Origin of the sequence: Nocardia sp. CY15 (assembly GCF_009829295.1) — a bacterium.
Classification (GTDB): Bacteria; Actinomycetota; Actinomycetes; order Mycobacteriales; family Mycobacteriaceae; genus Nocardia; species Nocardia sputi.
In genome coordinates this window covers 187007-204174 of the sequence record NZ_VUOT01000012.1, presented here as the reverse complement: position 1 = coordinate 204174, position 17168 = coordinate 187007, and the positions used below count along the sequence as shown (strand labels likewise).

At 68.5% G+C, this 17168-nt stretch carries 19 protein-coding genes; 10 read left to right on the top strand and 9 right to left on the bottom strand.

The features are described 5' to 3' along the window. The first annotated feature begins 208 nt into the window (after positions 1-208). The 5 genes from GVY39_RS17060 (at position 209) to GVY39_RS17040 (ending at position 3985) form a co-directional block, all read left to right on the top strand. Positions 209-520, top strand: coding sequence for a nuclear transport factor 2 family protein (locus tag GVY39_RS17060; protein ID WP_159925211.1), 312 nt, complete (start codon positions 209-211; stop codon positions 518-520). Between the two features lie 43 nt (positions 521-563). Next, positions 564-1703: an alkaline phosphatase family protein gene (locus GVY39_RS17055; protein ID WP_159925213.1), complete on the top strand. Its 1140-nt coding sequence runs from the start codon at positions 564-566 to the stop codon at positions 1701-1703. Positions 1704-1797: 94 nt separating this feature from the next. Then, positions 1798-2121, top strand: a complete 324-nt coding sequence (locus tag GVY39_RS17050; protein ID WP_159925215.1) for a hypothetical protein — start codon at positions 1798-1800, stop codon at positions 2119-2121. An 82-nt stretch (positions 2122-2203) separates the two neighbouring features. Next, the gene (locus GVY39_RS17045) at positions 2204-3418 is read left to right on the top strand and encodes a transcriptional regulator (protein ID WP_159925217.1); all 1215 of its coding nucleotides are present in this window, start codon (positions 2204-2206) and stop codon (positions 3416-3418) included. Positions 3419-3643: 225 nt separating this feature from the next. After that, entirely contained in the window at positions 3644-3985 is a 342-nt protein-coding gene (locus GVY39_RS17040; RefSeq protein WP_236565483.1) for a DUF779 domain-containing protein, read from the top strand. Between the two features lie 67 nt (positions 3986-4052). Here GVY39_RS17040 and GVY39_RS17035 read toward each other — a convergent pair whose 3' ends face one another. Further along, the gene (locus tag GVY39_RS17035; RefSeq protein WP_159925221.1) at positions 4053-5606 is read right to left on the bottom strand and encodes a succinic semialdehyde dehydrogenase; all 1554 of its coding nucleotides are present in this window, start codon (positions 5604-5606) and stop codon (positions 4053-4055) included. 251 nt (positions 5607-5857) lie between these two features. Here GVY39_RS17035 and GVY39_RS17030 point away from each other — a divergent pair, with 251 nt between their 5' ends. Genes GVY39_RS17030 through GVY39_RS17015 form a run of 4 tightly spaced genes read left to right on the top strand, consistent with a single transcriptional unit; the run spans position 5858 to position 9582 of the window. After that, positions 5858-8203 carry a nitrate- and nitrite sensing domain-containing protein gene (locus tag GVY39_RS17030; RefSeq protein WP_159925223.1) on the top strand — a complete coding sequence of 782 codons (2346 nt, stop codon included), beginning with the start codon at positions 5858-5860 and terminating at the stop codon, positions 8201-8203. A gap of 2 nt (positions 8204-8205) precedes the next feature. Beyond that, positions 8206-8631: a roadblock/LC7 domain-containing protein gene (locus GVY39_RS17025; RefSeq protein WP_159925225.1), complete on the top strand. Its 426-nt coding sequence runs from the start codon at positions 8206-8208 to the stop codon at positions 8629-8631. Beyond that, positions 8628-9002 carry a DUF742 domain-containing protein gene (locus GVY39_RS17020; RefSeq protein ID WP_159925227.1) on the top strand — a complete coding sequence of 125 codons (375 nt, stop codon included), beginning with the start codon at positions 8628-8630 and terminating at the stop codon, positions 9000-9002. Before GVY39_RS17025 ends, GVY39_RS17020 begins: the two co-directional genes overlap by 4 nt. After that, on the top strand, positions 8983-9582 hold the full coding sequence (locus tag GVY39_RS17015; RefSeq protein WP_159925542.1) for an ATP/GTP-binding protein: 600 nt from the start codon (positions 8983-8985) through the stop codon (positions 9580-9582). Before GVY39_RS17020 ends, GVY39_RS17015 begins: the two co-directional genes overlap by 20 nt. Before the next feature lie 63 nt (positions 9583-9645). Here the strand turns inward: GVY39_RS17015 and GVY39_RS17010 are convergent, their stop codons facing one another. From GVY39_RS17010 to GVY39_RS17000, 3 genes are read right to left on the bottom strand one after another with little or no spacing between them, the layout of a single operon-like run. Next, on the bottom strand, positions 9646-10143 hold the full coding sequence (locus GVY39_RS17010; protein WP_159925229.1) for a hypothetical protein: 498 nt from the start codon (positions 10141-10143) through the stop codon (positions 9646-9648). A 32-nt stretch (positions 10144-10175) separates the two neighbouring features. Further along, entirely contained in the window at positions 10176-10589 is a 414-nt protein-coding gene (locus GVY39_RS17005; protein ID WP_201295234.1) for an NUDIX domain-containing protein, read from the bottom strand. A 54-nt stretch (positions 10590-10643) separates the two neighbouring features. Beyond that, positions 10644-11117: a helix-turn-helix domain-containing protein gene (locus GVY39_RS17000; RefSeq protein WP_159925231.1), complete on the bottom strand. Its 474-nt coding sequence runs from the start codon at positions 11115-11117 to the stop codon at positions 10644-10646. 54 nt (positions 11118-11171) lie between these two features. Here GVY39_RS17000 and GVY39_RS16995 point away from each other — a divergent pair, with 54 nt between their 5' ends. Further along, positions 11172-11972, top strand: a complete 801-nt coding sequence (locus tag GVY39_RS16995; protein WP_159925233.1) for an acyl-CoA thioesterase II — start codon at positions 11172-11174, stop codon at positions 11970-11972. A gap of 27 nt (positions 11973-11999) precedes the next feature. On the opposite strand, the gene GVY39_RS16990 is transcribed toward GVY39_RS16995, so the two are convergent. Genes GVY39_RS16990 through GVY39_RS16970 form a run of 5 tightly spaced genes read right to left on the bottom strand, consistent with a single transcriptional unit; the run spans position 12000 to position 17104 of the window. Continuing rightward, positions 12000-12824 (bottom strand): ABC transporter permease, encoded by an 825-nt coding sequence (locus GVY39_RS16990; protein WP_159925235.1) that lies wholly within the window; start codon positions 12822-12824, stop codon positions 12000-12002. Then, a complete protein-coding gene (locus tag GVY39_RS16985; RefSeq protein WP_159925237.1) occupies positions 12824-14197 on the bottom strand; it encodes an ATP-binding cassette domain-containing protein in 1374 nt (457 codons plus the stop codon). The genes GVY39_RS16990 and GVY39_RS16985 overlap by 1 nt, the downstream gene beginning before the upstream one ends. A 15-nt stretch (positions 14198-14212) precedes the next feature. Next, positions 14213-15229, bottom strand: a complete 1017-nt coding sequence (locus tag GVY39_RS16980) for an AAA family ATPase (RefSeq protein WP_159925239.1) — start codon at positions 15227-15229, stop codon at positions 14213-14215. Further along, positions 15219-15641, bottom strand: coding sequence for a ribulose bisphosphate carboxylase small subunit (locus GVY39_RS16975; protein ID WP_159925241.1), 423 nt, complete (start codon positions 15639-15641; stop codon positions 15219-15221). Before GVY39_RS16975 ends, GVY39_RS16980 begins: the two co-directional genes overlap by 11 nt. A 20-nt stretch (positions 15642-15661) precedes the next feature. Then, positions 15662-17104 (bottom strand): form I ribulose bisphosphate carboxylase large subunit, encoded by a 1443-nt coding sequence (locus GVY39_RS16970; RefSeq protein ID WP_159925243.1) that lies wholly within the window; start codon positions 17102-17104, stop codon positions 15662-15664. Positions 17105-17168 lie beyond the last annotated feature (64 nt).

Sequence of the window (17168 nt, the reverse complement as noted above, 5' to 3'; positions counted from 1 at the left end):
GAAGGTCTCCTGTTCGTTGCAGTGGTTGTCTCAGCAACTCCCACTCCACGACAGGAGACCTTCGCCATTCAACGATCACCTACAGCGTGTCGTCACAAAACCTCGACCAACCTCCCTGGGCAGAACACCTAGAGTGGACGCCAGACGTTTGCTGTCCGATGCTTCTCACACCGATTGCTTCTCACACCGATCCGAGGAGATCACACGGATGACCGCGCAGCTGGATCCGACGGTGCAGGAGTTCGTCGACGCGCTCAACGCCAATGATCAGGACCGTTTCTACGCCGTTCTCACCGACGATGCCACCATGTCCGACGACGGTGTGGAGCGCGATCTCGCCCAGTGGACCGAAGCGGAGATCTTCGACAGCAACGCACGCATGCGGATCGAGTCCGTCGGCGACGACGGCACGGAACTGGTTGCCGAATATACCAATTCACGCTGGGGGTCGATGCGGACCACGTGGCGTTTCGTCCTGCGCGACGGCAAGGTGACCCGTTTCGAGACCGGACAGGCCTGAATACCCTTGCCATGCACCCGCCGACGTTGACATCCTGACCTTCGTGTTCGTCGCGCCGCGTTACGGTACCGGTTCCCTGGCCGATCTGTTCCCCTCCGTCCTCGCCGGTCTCGGCGTACCCGGCGAGGAGGACCGGCTCGGACTCGGGCTGAACGCCGACCGGGTCTGCGTCCTGTTGGTGGACGGGCTCGGCTACGAGCACCTGGTGGCGAATCCCGCTGCCGCTCCGTTCCTGACCGGTCTCGCGCCGGTCGGGCTGACGGCCGGTTTCCCGACCACGACGGCCACCAGCCTCACTTCGCTCGGCGTGGGCGTTCCGCCCGGCGAGCACGGAATCGTCGGCTATCTGTTCCATATCCCCGGCTACGACCGGCTGTTCACCCCGCTGTCCTGGCGGCTGCACGGCGCGCCGAAATCCGATCTGCGCGACGAACTCGTTCCAGAGGAATTCCAGCCTCGCACAACGGTGTTCGAGCGCGCCGCCGCCGACGGCATCGCCGTCACCCAGGTGTCACCGCGCGATCAGGCGGGGTCGGGACTGACCAAGGCGGTGCTGCGCGGTTGCCAGTTCCGCCCCCAGCTGTCCTTCGGTGACCTCGTCGCCGAGGTGGGCGAGGCGTTGCGCGCCGGGTCGCGTTCCCTGGTCTACACCTACCACGGCGATCTGGACCTGACCGGACACGTACGCGGCCCCGCGTCGCGCGCCTGGGAACTCGAGCTCGCCAACGCCGACCGACTCGCCACCGCGCTCGCCGACGAGCTGCCCTCCGGCGCGACCCTGCTGGTCACCGCCGATCACGGCATGGTCGAGCTGGACGACCGCATCGATTTCGACACCACCGCCGCGTTGCAAGAGGGCGTCCGCGCGCTGGGCGGTGAGCCACGCGCCCGCCACGTCTACACCGTGCCCGGCGCCGAATCCGACGTCGCGGCGGCCTGGCGGGCCGCACTCGGCACGGACTTCGAGGTGCTCGGCAAGGAGGAAGCCGTGGGCCGAGGCTGGTTCGGCCCCAGGGTCGATCCCGCGATCGTTCAACGCATCGGCGATCTGGTCGTGGTCGCCGGTGGGCGGCGTGGCGTCATCCGCACCGGCGCCGAACCATTGCAGTCCCGGCTGGTCGGCCACCACGGTTCGCTCACACCGGCGGAGATGAACGTCCCGCTCTGCGTCTTCCGGGCCTAGCGTTCGCCGGTCGGCGAACACTCGCCCGCGATGGCTCTAGTCTGGAGTCCGATCGCGGCGGGCATCGCCGTGCGCGGACCTTCAGGAGGAGCCCATGAACACCACGCTGTCACGGACCGGCCGGACCGGCCTCGGGATCGCGATGGTCGCCATGGCGCTCGCGGGCTGCACCGACATCGAACGCGCCCTCAACCGCGGCGGCGACACGCCGTGCAACGAGTACATCAAGCAGGACCAGGACACCAAGCGCACGACGATCACCAAGTTCGTCAAGGAACAGAGCCGCGACGACCGCGAGCCGGCGGGAACGGTGGTGGACGCGACGATGGTGTCGGTCGACCTGCTCTGCGGCGCGCAGGCCAACGCCGAAACCCCGATCAAGAATGCCGACGTCGCAGGCTTTTTCATCCGGAAGTGACCGCGGCGTCACTCGCCTCCTCGTCCTGCGTACGCCAGAATGAGAAAGCGAAGACGAGCTCACACGACGATGGGTCATCCACGTGGCGCAGTCCCACACCCTCACACAGCAGCGGGTCGAACTGGAAAGAGAATGGGAGCGTTGGGCGACGACTCCCCTGGCGACCGCCAGGTCCCGGAACACCGTCCTGCGCAGCGAAGTAGCACAATCCTGGCGGCGGTCGTTGCACACCGTCGATCCCGCGACCACGATCGCGCCCGGCGTCGACGACATCGGCGACCGTTGGGCCGCCTCCCCACTACGTGAACCGGTCACGGCGCTGGCGGGTGAACTGCGCGCCGTCACCGAGGACTCCGGTTACCTGGCCGTGGTCACCGACCACGCGGGCACCGTCCTGTGGTCCTGCGGCGACCGAACGCTGCGCAGGCAGGCGGAGCAGGTCAACCTCGCGCCCGGCGGATGCTGGGACGAAAGCCACATGGGTACCAACGGTGTGGCCCTGGCGTTGCACACCGACCGCCCCGCCGCGGTGTTCTCCGCCGAGCATCTGGTCGCCGCCCTACACGGCTGGGTCTGCTATTCCGCGCCGATCCACGGACCCGACGGCAGACTGGTCGGGGCGTTGGACCTGTCCAGTTCCTGGGACCGCTCCCATCCCGCGGTGCTCACCTCGGTCCGCGCGCTGGTGACGGCGGTGGAGACGATGTTGCGCACCGCCATGCCCGCACCGGCACCGGGAATCCGGCTGGAATGTCTCGGTGCGGCACGTCTGCTGCGCGATGCCGTGCCGGTACCCCTGCCGCCCCGGCAACTGGAGATCCTCGCACTGCTGGCGCTGCAGCCGGACGGCTTCACACCGGAGCAGTTGCATGCCGCGCTGTACGGCGATCGCGGCGTGTCCGCCAGCACGCTCAAGGCGGACGTCTCGCATCTGCGCCGCGCGATCGGCGGCAAGATCACCAATCGCCATTACGTTCTGACGGGGCCGGTATCTTGCGACGCCGTCGACCTGCTCGCCGCCGTCACAGCGGGCGACACCACCTCCGCGGTGTGGCTGTATCGCGGGCCATTGCTGCCCGGGTCCGAGGCGCCCGGCGTGCTGCAGTGGCGCGATCACCTCGACGTCGGTGTGCGGACCGCCGTGCTCGCAGGCGACCGAGCCGAGCACGCGGTGGCGTTCGGCGAACGCGCGCCGCGCGATATCGCGGTCCACGAGCACGCGTTGCGCTTGCTGCCTGCTGACGACGTCCGTCGGGCGGTGGTCGCGGCCCGTCTCCATACGGCGTTGCGCGACTGAGGTTTTCCCACCAACCTCGCACCAACCTCGGCGGACGATAGTGGACCCGGTCCGAGATATCTGCGAGGAACCATGAGCTACACCAGACCGGGGGCGGGTCTCCGGCACCGCCGACTACCCGACGCACTCCGGCCACGTCATCCACGTCGGCCGAACCGCGCGGCGATACCGCACCGAACGCGCCGGGTGGACATCACCGAGCGCGCCAGGGCGGTCCTACGACGCATGATCGACCAGCACGGGGCGGTCCTGCTCCACCAGTCCGGCGGGCGCCTCGACAGCGGCACGCCCAGGTGCCTGCCCATCCGGGAATCCCGGATCGACCGCGCGGACGTCCTCCTGGGAACCCTGCCCTGGCACACCGAATTGTGGATCAGCGCGGAGCAATACGAGCACTGGAAGCACACCCACCTGACCGTGGACGTGGCCGAGGGCCCCGGCGGCAGCGCTTCGGATGCTCTCGAGGATTCGCGTTTCGTCATCAGATCGCGGCTGCTCACCGACGAAGAAGCAGCGGCGCTGGCGGCCGGGGGGCCGCCGCGCACCGGAGCCGACCGGTTGGCGTGACCCTGCACGAGTGAACCGGCGGATCGTCCGCCCGGGTGGGCACGACCACCCGGGCGGGCCTCGCGCGTCAGCGTCCGGGCAGGAAGCGCAGGCTGCGGGCGACGCTCATCAGGAACGGCTGCCACTTGTCCTTCGGGAACAGCTTGGGCGCGTCCAGATTCATGAACCGGGTGACCACGATCGACTGCGGTTCGGTGAACTTGAGCAGGCCGTCCGGTCCGTGGCGGCGCCCCACACCGGAGATGCCCATGCCGCCCATCGGGGCCGCGGTGGTGCCCCAGGCGGGCGCGTACCCCTCGTCCACACAGACCGTGCCCGCGTGCAACCGCGCCGCGATCCGCTCGCCGTCGGACTTGCTCGCCGCCCAGACCGAGGCATTCAAGCCGTAGTCGGTGTCGTTGGCCAGGCGCACGGCCTCCTCGACGCTGTCGACGGGGTAGATAGACACCAGCGGGCCGAAGGTTTCGTTGCGACCGCATTCCATCTCGTCGGTCACCTCGCTCAACACGGTCGGCTCGAAGAACAGCGGCCCCAGATCCGGGCGGGCCTTGCCGCCGGTCAGCACCTGTGCTCCCTTCGAGGTGGCGTCCGCGACATGCTTGGACACCGTCTCCAGTTGCGCTTCGGAGATGAGGCTGCCGATATCGGCCGAATAGTCGTAGGCGGCACCGAGTTTCGCGGCGTCGACGGCGGCGACGAATTTCGCGGTGAACGCCGCGGCGACCTGACGCTCGACATACAGTCGCTCGATCGAGATGCACAGTTGCCCGGCATTGGAGAAGCAGGCGCGCACGGCCGCCTTGGCGGCGGCGTCCAGATCGGCGCCCGCGGTGACGATCATCGGGTTCTTGCCGCCGAGTTCGGCGGAGAATCCGATCAGCCTGCGGCCGCACTGTTCGGCCAGGGTGCGCCCGGTCGCCGAGGAACCGGTGAACATCAGGTAGTCACACGCCTCCACTATGGCGGTGCCGACCACGCCGCCGGGGCCGGGGACCACCGCGAGCAGCTCACGCGGCAGGCCCGCCCGGTACAGCAACTCCGCGCCGGCCAGCGTCGAGAACGGGGTCTGGCTGTCGGGCTTGACCACCACGGCATTGCCCGCCAGCAGCGCGGGGATGGAATCGCCGATCGACAACAGCAGCGGGTAGTTCCACGGAGCGATGACACCGACCACGCCTTTGGGCTGATACCGGACCGAGGCGCGGTTGAGCACGGGAAAAGCGCCCGGAACCCGATGTCCGCCCAACAGTCCGGGGGCGATCTCGGCGAAGTAGCGGGCCGCGAACATCAGGCCCATGATTTCTTCCTGGGCCGCCCAGCGCGCCTTGCCGGTCTCGGCCTGCACCACGTCCATCAGGAACTCGCGGTGCTCCACCACCAGCGCGCGGTAACGATTCAGCACCGCGGCGCGCTCGGCCACCGGCCGGGCGGCCCAGTGTTCCTGCGCGGCGCGCGCCTTGTCGAAGGCCGCCGCGACGTCGTCCGCGGTGCCCACCGGCACGGTACCCAGCGGATTCCCGGTGAACGTCTCGGCGATCGTCCTGCTCTGCCGGTCCGCGGGCGCCGCGATCGCGGCCAGCGCGCTGAGGCGGTCGAATACATCGGCTTCCGGCGCGGGCATCGTTGCCTCCTACTTGTGAGTAACTTCGAGATACACACAATCTACGCCCCTTATCGCTCGCAATGAACCCGCTGCACGCAATGCGTACCAGGGCCGTCCGTGGCCGCCGCCGCGTCGAATACCTCATGGTTCGCGCGCCGGGTCCACCGATGGTCATCGGCAGTTCACAGTTCGTTCACTCGAGTCAAATCGAGTCCCACTCACCGGGACCGGCTGTCCGGATGGCCGGGTTCGTGGTTTACGTTATGCCGATGTTCAGAGCGAGGCTCGGGGTCCGCACCCGGATTCTGGCTATCGCGCTCATACCGAGTCTGACTCTGCTGTTGGCCGGTCTGGGCGCCGCGGGCTACCTGGTAGCCGAAGGAACCAAAGCCAAGGACTGGGCCGCGGAGAGCCAGAACGCCATCCCGGTGACCAGTGAGGTCATGGACGCGGTCCAGCAGGAACGCCACCTCACCCTCGCCCAGCTATCCGGCGACGACACCCTCGCGGCCGCGCTCGGCACCGCTCGCGTGCGCGTGGACGCGGCGGTGCGGCGCCTGCTCGCGGCCTCCGCCGACCTGCGCGACGTCGACGCGTCGAAGATCACCGAGGAAGACGCCGACCTCGTTATGCTGACGCAGAGCCTGACCACGGTGCGCGCCGCCGCCGACGCGGGCGCACTGCCGATCCCGGACGCGTACATGTTCTACAACCGGCTGCTCGACCCGATCCCCGCGGGCACCAAGTCCACGGTGCAGACCGCTCCGGACAGCGACATCGCCGTGGGCACCGTGGCCGGCGTCCGCTTGTTCTACGCGAACGAGGCCATGGCGCGCAGCGACGCCCTCGGTGCGGTCTACGTCAACGGCGCGGCTCCCCCGCCGATCCCGATCGATGAGTACACCCGGCAGACCGGCTTCTACCACACCGAAATCGCCACGCTCATTGCCGAACTGGACGGGCCGATCAAAGCTCGCCTGCAGGCGCTGACCACCGGCACAGCCTGGCAAAAGCTCACCGCGATGGAGAACGCCATCGTCCAGCGCGTCGTCGCGGCGACCACATCGTCGCCCGCCTCGGCGAATCCGAATGCGAGCACACGGCAACCGACCTTGCCCGCGCTGCCGTTGAGCATCGACGAATGGCGTCGTGCCGCCGCCGAGGTCAGCCGCGGGATGCTCGATGCCTGGTCGGTGTACAACCGGGACGTGCAGAAGGCCGCCGAAGACAAAGCCGCCGCCGCGGCGACCCGCTCCGCCGTCACGGGTGGCGGCATGCTCCTGGTCGGCATTCTGGTGCTCGTCGTCGCGGTTGTCCTGGCCAACCGCGTCATCCGCCGGTTGAAGCGGCTGCGGGGCGAAACGCTGGCGCTGGCCGACGAGCGGCTGCCCGACATGCTGCGCAGGCTGCGCGACGGCGAAGTCGTCGATCCCGCCGCCGAATCACCGAACCTGAACTACGGTAGCGACGAGATCGGCCAGGTGGCCAAGGCGTTCCAGCACGCGCACTCCGTGGCCGTCGCCGCGGCGGTGGCCGAAGCCCGCACCCGCGAGGGCGTGAAAGCGGTGTTCCTGAACATCGCGCACCGCAGCCAGATCGTGGTGCACCGGCAGCTGGAAATCCTCGACGAAGCCGAGCAGCGCCAGGAAGACCCGGTCCTGCTCGACACCCTGTTCCGGCTCGACCACCTCGCCACCCGAGAGCGGCGCAACGCCGAGAACCTCACCATTCTCGGCGGAGGCAAGCCGGGCAGGCAGTGGCGCAATCCCGTCCCGCTGGTAGATCTGGTGCGCAGCGCCGTCGGCGAGACCCTCGACTACGCCCGGGTGCGGGTGGCCAGGCTGCCCGAAGTCCACGTCCTCGGCACGGTGGTCGCCGACCTGATCCATCTGCTCGCCGAACTGGTGGACAACGCGACCTCCTTCTCGCCGCCGCAGTCGCGTGTCGAGGTGACCGGCAACGTGGTCGGCAAAGGCGTCGTGGTCGAGATCGGCGACCAGGGCATGGGCATGTCCGAGGCCGAGCTGTCCAAGATGAACGAGATGCTGCGCGAGCCACCGGATTTCGGCGTGGCGGCGCTGTCGGCCGATTCGCGGCTGGGCCTGTTCGTCGTCGCCCAGCTGGCCACGCGCCACGGCATCTCGGTGCGGCTGTCGGAGTCCGACTACGGCGGCATCAAAGCCATCGTGCTCATTCCGTCCGCGCTCGTCGCGGGCGAATCGGGCGCGCCGCAGACACCGGCGGAACTCACCGATCCCGGCAGCCGCCGCAGACTCATCGCCGGGCCCGTCGTAGCGGCGGAGGCGAGCGACTCCACGCAGACCGCCGCGTCCCCGGTCGCGACGCTCGCGGTCGAATCCGCCGCGCCTCCGCGTTACGCACCCCGGCCGTACACCGAGGCGCCGCCGCAGCCGGGTCCGGACGGCCGCCCGGCGCTGCCCCGGCGCAACCGACAGACCAATCTCGCACCGCAACTGGCGCATTCGGCTCCGGAGCAAGCCGTCTCCGCGCAGCCCGCACGCTCCGCCGAACAAGCCCGCGATCTGATGTCCGCCATCGAGAACGGGACCAGGCAGGGCCGTCGCGCCACCATCCCCGACGAACAGGAAGGCTAGGGGTGTCCGCTTCTCCCGCAGGTGATCTGAATTGGCTGCTCGACGATCTCGTCGATCGGCTGGCCGGCGTGCGCCACGCGGTGGTGCTGTCCACCGACGGGCTACTACTCGGCCGCTCCAGCGGAATGAGCCGGGAGGACGCCGAACACTTCGGTGCGATGTCCTCCGCGCTCTACGGGCTGGCGCGCAGCGCGGGCAACCGATTCGACGGTGGCGGCGTCCGCCAGGCGGTCATCGAACTCGACCGCGCGGTGCTGTTCGTGACCTCAGCGGGCGACAACGCCTGCCTGGCACTGCAAGCCGCCGAGTCCGCCAATCTCGGCATGGTGGCCTACGAGATGAACCTGACCGTCCAGCGCGTCGGCAGCTACCTGTCCACCACTGCCCGCCAAGACCTCGTCGGACACGTCGAGCAGAACCGGCCATGACCCGCCCGCGTGAGCCCTGGTTCGATGAAGCGGCCGGCCCGCTGGTGCGTCCGTACGCGCTCACGCGCGGGCGTACCAGCTTCGATGGACCCGAACTGGATATGCTCACCACCGTGGTCGCGGACCCCTCCGCGACCGCACTGCGACGCACCGAACCCGAGTACACCGATATTGTTCGGCTGTGCCGTGTTTCGCAGACCGTCGCCGAACTCTCCGCCCAGTTGCATTTGCCGCTGGCGGTGACGAAGATCCTCGTCGGTGATCTGATCGGCGATGGGCAATTGATCTTCCGCGCTCCCGTTCCGACGGAGGCCGGACCCGATGACCTCAACATATTGCGAGCGGTACTGGATGGAATCCGAAAACTTTGACCCGAGCGGTACACCGCAGCTGGCCGCGTCGGTCAAGATCCTCGTCGCCGGCGGGTTCGGCGTCGGCAAGACCACCATGGTCTCGGCGATCAGCGAGGTCGCGCCCCTGCGCACCGAGGAACTGATCACCGAGGTGAGCACCGGCATCGACGATCTGTCGGGTGTCGAGCAGAAGACCACAACCACGGTCGCGCTCGACTTCGGCAGACTCACCATCGACCGCGACCTGGTGCTCTACCTGTTCGGCACGCCCGGCCAGGACCGGTTCTGGTTCCTGTGGGACGAACTGGCGCGCGGCGCGCTCGGCGCCGTCGTTCTCGCCGATACCCGCAGGCTGGGCAACTCCTTCGCGGCCGTGGACTTCTTCGAGCGGCGCAGGCTGCCGTTCATGGTGGGCGTCAACTGCTTCGACGGCGCGCCGCGCTACACCATCGATGAGGTACGCGACGCCCTCGACCTCGACTCGGTCACTCCCGTCATGCTCTGCGACGCCCGCGACCGCGGATCATGCAAAGACGTGTTGCTCACCCTCGTCGAGCATCTGATCCAGCGGGCACAGCGCGCTCACGCCACCGCCTGAGCGCACTCCGGCTCCGCGGCGCGTCCGCTCGCGGTGGGCTGCCGCCACGGCGGCGCTGCGTCCTCAGACCTGCCGCAACCAGGCCAGGAACAGCAGCGCGCCGCTCGCGGCCAGCGCTACCGCGACCGGAGCCGGCCACCACGGCCCGTTCCGGCCGAGCAAACCGCGGGTGAGCCGTAATTGGAACGCGCCGAGCCCGGCCAGGATCAGCAGCCAGATCGGCAGCAGGCCGATCCCGAGCGCCGCGTGCGTTGCCCATGCGCCCGCCAAGGTGGGGCCGCCCCAGGAACTTTCGAGATCGTCGCCGGCCACGAGCGGATAGCAGATCCCCCGGAACGCGGCGATGCCCGCCAGGAACGCCAGAAACAGGGCCAGCAGGCCGACCGCGCCGCTGAGCACCGAATGCGTCACCGACCGGGTGGCGGAGAATTTATGCGGCAGAACCGATTCGCCGAGCATCCGTCGCGGCACGCGCAGCCGGGTCGGGATCCGCCGCACCGCCAGCGGCAGTGCCCGCAGCGCGTACGCGGCATAACGCAGGAGTGTCCGAATCCACGACATACCGCCGACGGTAGCGCTGTTCGGCCCGCGATTCACCGCAGCAGGCCCGCGTGCACCAGATCGTCGAACAACAACTGGTCGACCGGGGGAACGAGTGCGCGGTCGGCGTAGCCGAACCACGCGACCTCTTCGATCTCACTGCTCGCGACGAGCGTTCCACGGTAATCCGCGGTGTAGCAACTCATCCGGACCACCACCGCGTCGGCTGGGCCGTGCAGCGCCTCGTAGGTGCCGACGTGCGCGGCGGTCTCCGGCAGCAGGGCCACGGTGAGTTCCTCCTCGATCTCGCGCAGCAGGGTCTGCAGATCGGTCTCGCCGCCTTCGCGCTTGCCGCCCGGGATGTAGAAGACGTCCTTGCCGCGCGGTCTGGCGCAGAGGATCCGTCCGTCCTCGATGCGCACCCATGCCACCGTGTCGATCAGCTGCCGCCCTTGCCCGTCCGCCACCGCCGCAGCCTAACGCGACACGGCGCCCGAGGCGGAGCGGGCGTCGCTCTCGCCTCAGCCGGACGGCAGCAGGGAAGGATCCTTGGCGCCGGGGCCGAGAACCGAACGGAGGTCACGCGGGGCGATGCGCTCGCCGCACTCCGAGCACACCGGCTCGACGGTCGCGAGGTTCCCGCACATGGCGTGCCTCGTCTGCACCGGAGGGCCGTCCGGGGCGGCCCATTCGTCGCCCCACTGACGCATCGCGGTGACGACCAGCCACAGCGAGCGGCCTTTCGCGGTCAACCGGTAGTCGTAGCGAACCGGATTGTCCTGATAGGGCTCCCTGGTCAGCACGCCGTGCTCGACCAGGTGCTCGAGACGCTGGGTGAGCACATTGCGGGCGATACCGAGGCGGGCGCGGAAGTCGTCGAAGCGCGTCACCCCGAACAGGGCGTCACGCACGATCAGCAGCGTCCACCACTCCCCGACCACCTCGAGGCACTGGGCCAGCGAGCAGTTCATGTCCCCGAAGCTCGTCCTGCGCATATCCGTCAGCATAGTCAGTTGCTTCACAGAACCCACTGACCTATCGTGCGTTGCATGAAGCAACTCACTACCCGGACTCTCGCCGAGGAGTTCGCGCTTTCCGGGACCGCTGCCGACGGGTGGCAGGCGCGGGTCGGCCGGTCCTGGCGCGGTTGGACCGGGCCGCACGGCGGCGTGATCGCGGCCCTGCTGATCGAGGTGGCACGTGCGGCGGCCGCCGAACCCCTTCCGGTGCGCGCCCTGGATCTCCGTTTCCTGGGCCGCCCCACAGAAGGTGTGCTGGCCTTCCGCGCGACCGAGCACGCAGTCGGCCGCAGCACCGTCGCGCTCGAGGTACGCGCCGAGCAGGACGGCACCCCGATCGCCGCGGCGGCGATCACGCTGGGCCGCACTGTGGAGACGGGCATCGAGGGTTATACGGGCACGCCCGCACCGGCGGTGCCCAATCCCGAATCTTGTGCGCCGTTCGCCCTCCCACCCGAAATCGTGCCGGTGGGAGCCCACTTCGACATCCGCCCCGCCGCCGGACCGCTGCCGCTGAGCGATGCGGACGAACGGATGATGTGCGCCTGGATCGCACTCGTCCCCGACGTGCCCGCGGACGCGGCGGCGCTGGCCATCCTCGCCGACGCGTTGCCGCCCGCCGTCTTTCCCACCTTGCGCGCACCCGTCGCGATCCCCACCGTGACGCTGTCGATGCATCTGCACGCCGAACCCACCGGCAGCCTGCCGGTACTGGTACGCACGGTGAACGCGTCGACCGGCGGCGGCTGGTCGGTGGACGACACCTCGATCTGGGACCGCGGCGGCGTGCTGCTCGCCTCGGCACGCCAGACCCGCCGCGTGCTCGGCTGAACGGAGACGACGGGCGGATGGTAAGACTCAGCGGCTCAGGCGCTGGAATCGCCGCACCGCGAGCGGCAGGAAGATCGCGGTGATGATCAGCGGCCACACCACTGCCATCAGCAAGGAGTGCTGTTCCACCCAGGAATCGCCGCTGCCGACCGGCGTACCGAACAGCTCGCGAGTCGCCGCCACCGTGGAGGAAATCGGATTCCAGGCCGCGATGACGCCCAGCCAGTCCGGCATCAACTGAGGCGCGACGAAGATGCTGGAGATCATGGTGAGCGGGAAGGCGACCGCGAACAATCCGCCCGCGGCCTCCGGGTTCGGCACCAGCAACCCGAGCCATACACCCACCCAGATCAACGCGAACCGCAGCAACAGCAGCAAACCGAACGCCGCGACGCCGCGCAGTACGCCGCCGTCGGGCCGCCAGCCGATGAGCAGGGCGGTCGACATCAGGATGGTCAACTCGGCGCACGCCACGATCAGATCGGTCACCCCCCGACCGGACACCACCGCCGAGGAGGCCATCGGCATCGAGCGGAAACGATCGATCACGCCGTTGGTCACGTCGTAGACGACCACCGTCGCGGTGTTGACGAAGCCGAACGCCATCGTCATCGCGAACATGCCCGGCATCAGGAAGCTGCGATAGTCACCGCCGCCGGGCACGCTCATCGCGCTGCCGAACACGTAGCCGTACAGCAGGACCGACAGAATCGGGAAGCCGAGTTGCCAGGCGATGTTGATCGGCTGGCGCTGATAATGGGTCAGGCCGCGGCGCACCATATTCCAGCAGTCGGAGATCGCCCAGTACGCGCGAGAACGCGAGCGGCTCGGGGTGAGGTCCGTGGTGCCCATCAGGCCGCCTCCTCTGCGGTGGTGCGGTGTCCGGTCAACTGCAGGAAGACGTCGTCGAGGCTCGGTCTGCGCAGACCGATGTCCTCCACGTCGACGCCTTCGTCCTGCAGGGTGCGCGCGACCTCGGTGAGCGCGGCGACACGATCGGTGACCGCCGCCGAGACCCGCCGTTCGACGTCGTCGATGTCCGGCTCGCCGTCGCACACCCGGGCCACCACTTTGGCGACCGCGGGCAGGTCGGCGACGTCCGCGGCAACGACCTCGATCCGGTCTCCGCCCACGGTGCTCTTCAACCCGTCCGGGGTGTCGTCGGCGATGGCGCGTCCCTGATCGATGACGGTGATGCGGGAGGCGAGCTTGTCCGCCTCCTCCAGATACTGCGTCGTCAGCAGGACCGTGGTGCCATCGGCGACCAACGCGCGCACCGACGCCCAGACCTCGCCGCGACTGCGCGGGTCGAGTCCGGTCGTGGGCTCGTCGAGGAACAGCACGTCCGGCGCCAGGATCATCGAGGCCGCCAGATCGAGCCTGCGGCGCATGCCGCCGCTGTACTTGCCGACGCCTCGGTCACCGGCCTCGGTCAGGTCGAAGCGCTCCAGCAGTTCGGTGGCCCGCTGTTCGGCGCGCCGGCCACCGAGATGGAACAACCTGCCGAACATCTCCAGGTTCTGGCGTCCGGTGAGCACTTCGTCTACGGCCGCGTACTGGCCGGTCAGCCCGATGCGGGCGCGCACCTCGCGCGGATCGCGAGCGACATCCAGACCGGCCACTTCGGCGCGGCCGCCGTCCAGCCGGATCAGCGTCGAGAGAATGCGCACCGCGGTGGTCTTGCCCGCGCCGTTAGGCCCGAGCAGGCCGTGCACCGTGCCGCGCCGCACGGTCAGGTCGAATCCGGCCGCCGGGGGCTTCTGGCCATCCTTGCTACGCGCCGGCGCGCGCAGCACGCTGAAGATCGTGCCCACCGGCAGGTTCACGTCGATGTTCGACGAACCGTCCAGGGGATCGAACGCCAGCAGGTACTTCCCCCGCCGATGGGCGTCGGGCACCGGATGGATCTCGCTGATCTGTTCGGACAGCAGCGCCGAAAGATGCCCGGTCCACTGGGTTTCGGCGACCATGATGTCGTTGGTGATCGCGTCCAGCTCGCGGTGCACGGTCGGTGGCGAATTATCTGGATTGCCGGGTGAGAGCAAGGCGGGATCGATCACCGCGCCGAGCGAACCGGCGATCGCACCCCGGGTGACCTGATTGGCGATGATCTTCGTCGCGGTCGCGATCACGTTCACCAAAGCGGAGAACTCACCGGATGATCCGGGATGCCGGTGTTCCTGCTCGATGGTGTAGCGGGTGAGGGTTTTCAGTCCTTCTGGCACAACGCCTCGATCTCGTCACCGGGGGGCTCGCACGGTGGGCCCGTCGGGTAGCTCGGTGCCGGTGAACACGCTGCTGCCGTATACGTCCCGGTCGGTCAGCGTGAGCAGGTCGGTCTTGGTCAGCGGTCTGCGCAGTTCGACCAGACGCTTGGCCTGCCGCAGCCGGCAGCGGTCCAGGGCGTTGCGTACGCTGCGCGCGTTCGAGAAGCGCGGACGAGCCATCCGGCGTTCCAGGTACTCCCCGAACGCCATCCGCGCCGCGTCATCGAACCGGAAGTGCTCCGCGGCCACCATGATTTCGGCGATGGCCAGCAGTTCCGCGTGGGTGTAGTCGGCGAACTCCAGGTGGTGGGCCACCCGGGAGGACAGGCCCGGGTTGGCGGAGAAGAAGCGGTCCATCCGATCCGGGTATCCCGCGAAGATCACCACCAGGCTGGCGCGCTCGTTCTCCATCTCCTGCAACAGGATCTCGATCACCTCCTGCCCATAGTCGCGTTCGTTCTCCGGCCGGAACAGGTAGTAGGCCTCGTCGACGAACAGCACACCGCCCGCCGCCTTGGCCAGCGCCTCCTTCGTCTTCGGCGCGGTGTGCCCGATGAACTGGCCCACGAGGTCGTCGCGGGTGACGGTGTGCACCTTGGGTTTGCGGATGTAGCCCAGGGCGTGCAACATCTGCGCCATACGCAACGCCACCGTGGTCTTACCCGTACCGGGCCCGCCGGTGAAGCTCATGTGCATGGTGGGCCGCGACGATGTCAGCCCGAACCGCTGCCGCGCGCGATCGATCAGCAGCAGCGCCGCGATCTCGCGCACCCGCCGCTTCACCGGAGCCAACCCGATCAGTTCCGCGTCCAGCCGGGCCAGCGTCTCCTCGACGTCGTGCCCGGCGATGTCGGTCGACAGATCCAGCACCGCGTCCGCACCGAGGATCTCCTGTGTCTCGGGTTCGGCGGACGCCGCCCGCACCGCCCCGGAGGCGTCGGACCCCGGGCGGTGCAGACGGAATCCGGAGCCGTTGCGCTCAGCCGCCATACCGGTCTCCCGGGCGGACGGTCGTCGCATACGAGTGCAGGCCGTACCTCTGCTGACGGTCCGGGCCCTCGGTGCGGGCCAGCACGAAGCCGGGCTCGTCGGGCGGGCGTTGCACCAGGAAGCTCAGCGCCGTCGTCTGCCTCGTGTACCGGGCGTCATAGGCCAGCACCCGCACGTAATGGCGCGGGAAAGTGGCCCGGCACGCATCGATCTCGGCCAGCACGCCGTCGGGCTCGTCCAGGTCGAACAGCGGCAATCCCCACATCTCCCAGTAGGCGTTGCGCGGATGCGGATCGTCGGTGTACTCGATTGAGACCGGCCAGCTGTTGAGCAGCGCGTAGCGCACCTGGGCGGCGATCTGTTCGTCGGCCAACGGCGGCAGGTAGGAAAACGTTCCGTGCCGTAAGTACATGACTCGTCCTTTCGGGATGCTCAGCGGCTGGCGGTCGGCACGGCGTCCGGCGCGTCGGTCGAGGTGTAGTCGAAGGTGACATCGCCCCAGGTCGCCAGCGCGACATCGAGCGGACGGCAGATCTCGGCCGCCTTCCGCAACACCTCAGGCCCCTCCTTCAGCAGGTCACGGCCTTCGTTGCGGGCCTGGACGACCGCCTCCAGCGCGACCCGGTTCGCCTCGGCGCCCGCGGCGATGCCCAGCGGATGCCCGATCGTGCCGCCGCCGAACTGCAACACGACGTCGTCGCCGAACAAGTCGAGCAGCTGATGCATCTGCCCGGCATGGATGCCGCCGGAAGCCACCGGCATCACGCCGGGCAGGCTCGCCCAGTACTGGTCGAAGAAGATCCCGTTGGCCGGTTCGGTCCGGATGTGGTTGTCCCGCAACGTGTCATAGAACCCCTTCGTCGTCGCCGGATCGCCTTCCAGCTTCCCGACCACGGTGCCCGCGTGCAGATGATCGACACCGATCAGCCTGCACCATTTGGCCAGCACCCGGAAGCTGACGCCATGTGTCTTCTGCCGGGTGTAGGTGGAATGCCCCGCGCGATGCAGATGCAGCAGCACCCCGTTGCGGCGCGCCCAGTGCGACATCGACTGCATCGCGGTGAATCCGACGGTGAGGTCCATCATGATCACGACGCTGCCGAGTTCCTTGGCGAACTCCGCCCGCTCGTACATCTGCTCCATCGACGCGGCAGTCACGTTCAGGTAGTGGCCTTTGATCTCGCCGGTCTCGGCAGTCGCGCGGTTGACGCCCTCCATCGCGAACAGATACCGGTCGCGCCAGCGCATGAACGGCTGCGAATTGATGTTCTCGTCGTCCTTCGTGAAATCCAGACCGCCCTTGCACGCCTCGTAGATGACCCGTCCGTAATTGCGCGCGGATAGCCCGAGTTTCGGTTTCACCGTCGCACCGAGCAACGGCCTGCCGTATTTGTTGAGATATTCGCGTTCCATCACCGTGCCGTGCGGCGGACCCTGGAACGTCTTCACGTATGCCACCGGAATGCGCATGTCCTCGAGCCGCAGCGCGAGCAGCGGCTTGAACCCGAAGACGTTGCCGATGATCGAGGAAGTCAGGTTCGTGATCGACCCTTCCTCGAACAGATCGAGATCGTAGGCGATATAGGCGAAGTACTCCCCCGGCCGGCCGGGCACCTCGTCGATGCGATAACACTTGGCTTGATAGCGCGAGTGCGCGGTGAGCCGGTCGGTCCACACCACCGTCCAAGTCGCCGTGGAGGATTCGCCCGCCACGGCGGCGGCCGCCTCGATCGGGTCGACGCCACGCTGCGGCGTCACCCGGAACACGGCGAGCACGTCGGTCTCCGACGGCTGGTAGTCGGGCGCGTAATAGCCCATCGACGCATAGGTTTGGACACCCGGATCCCAGCGGTCGCGTTCGGTCTCTTCAGCCATCGTTCCTCCTGCTGTGCCACTGCGGGACACCCGCACCCGGGCGAACGGGCGTGCCTTGGGATTT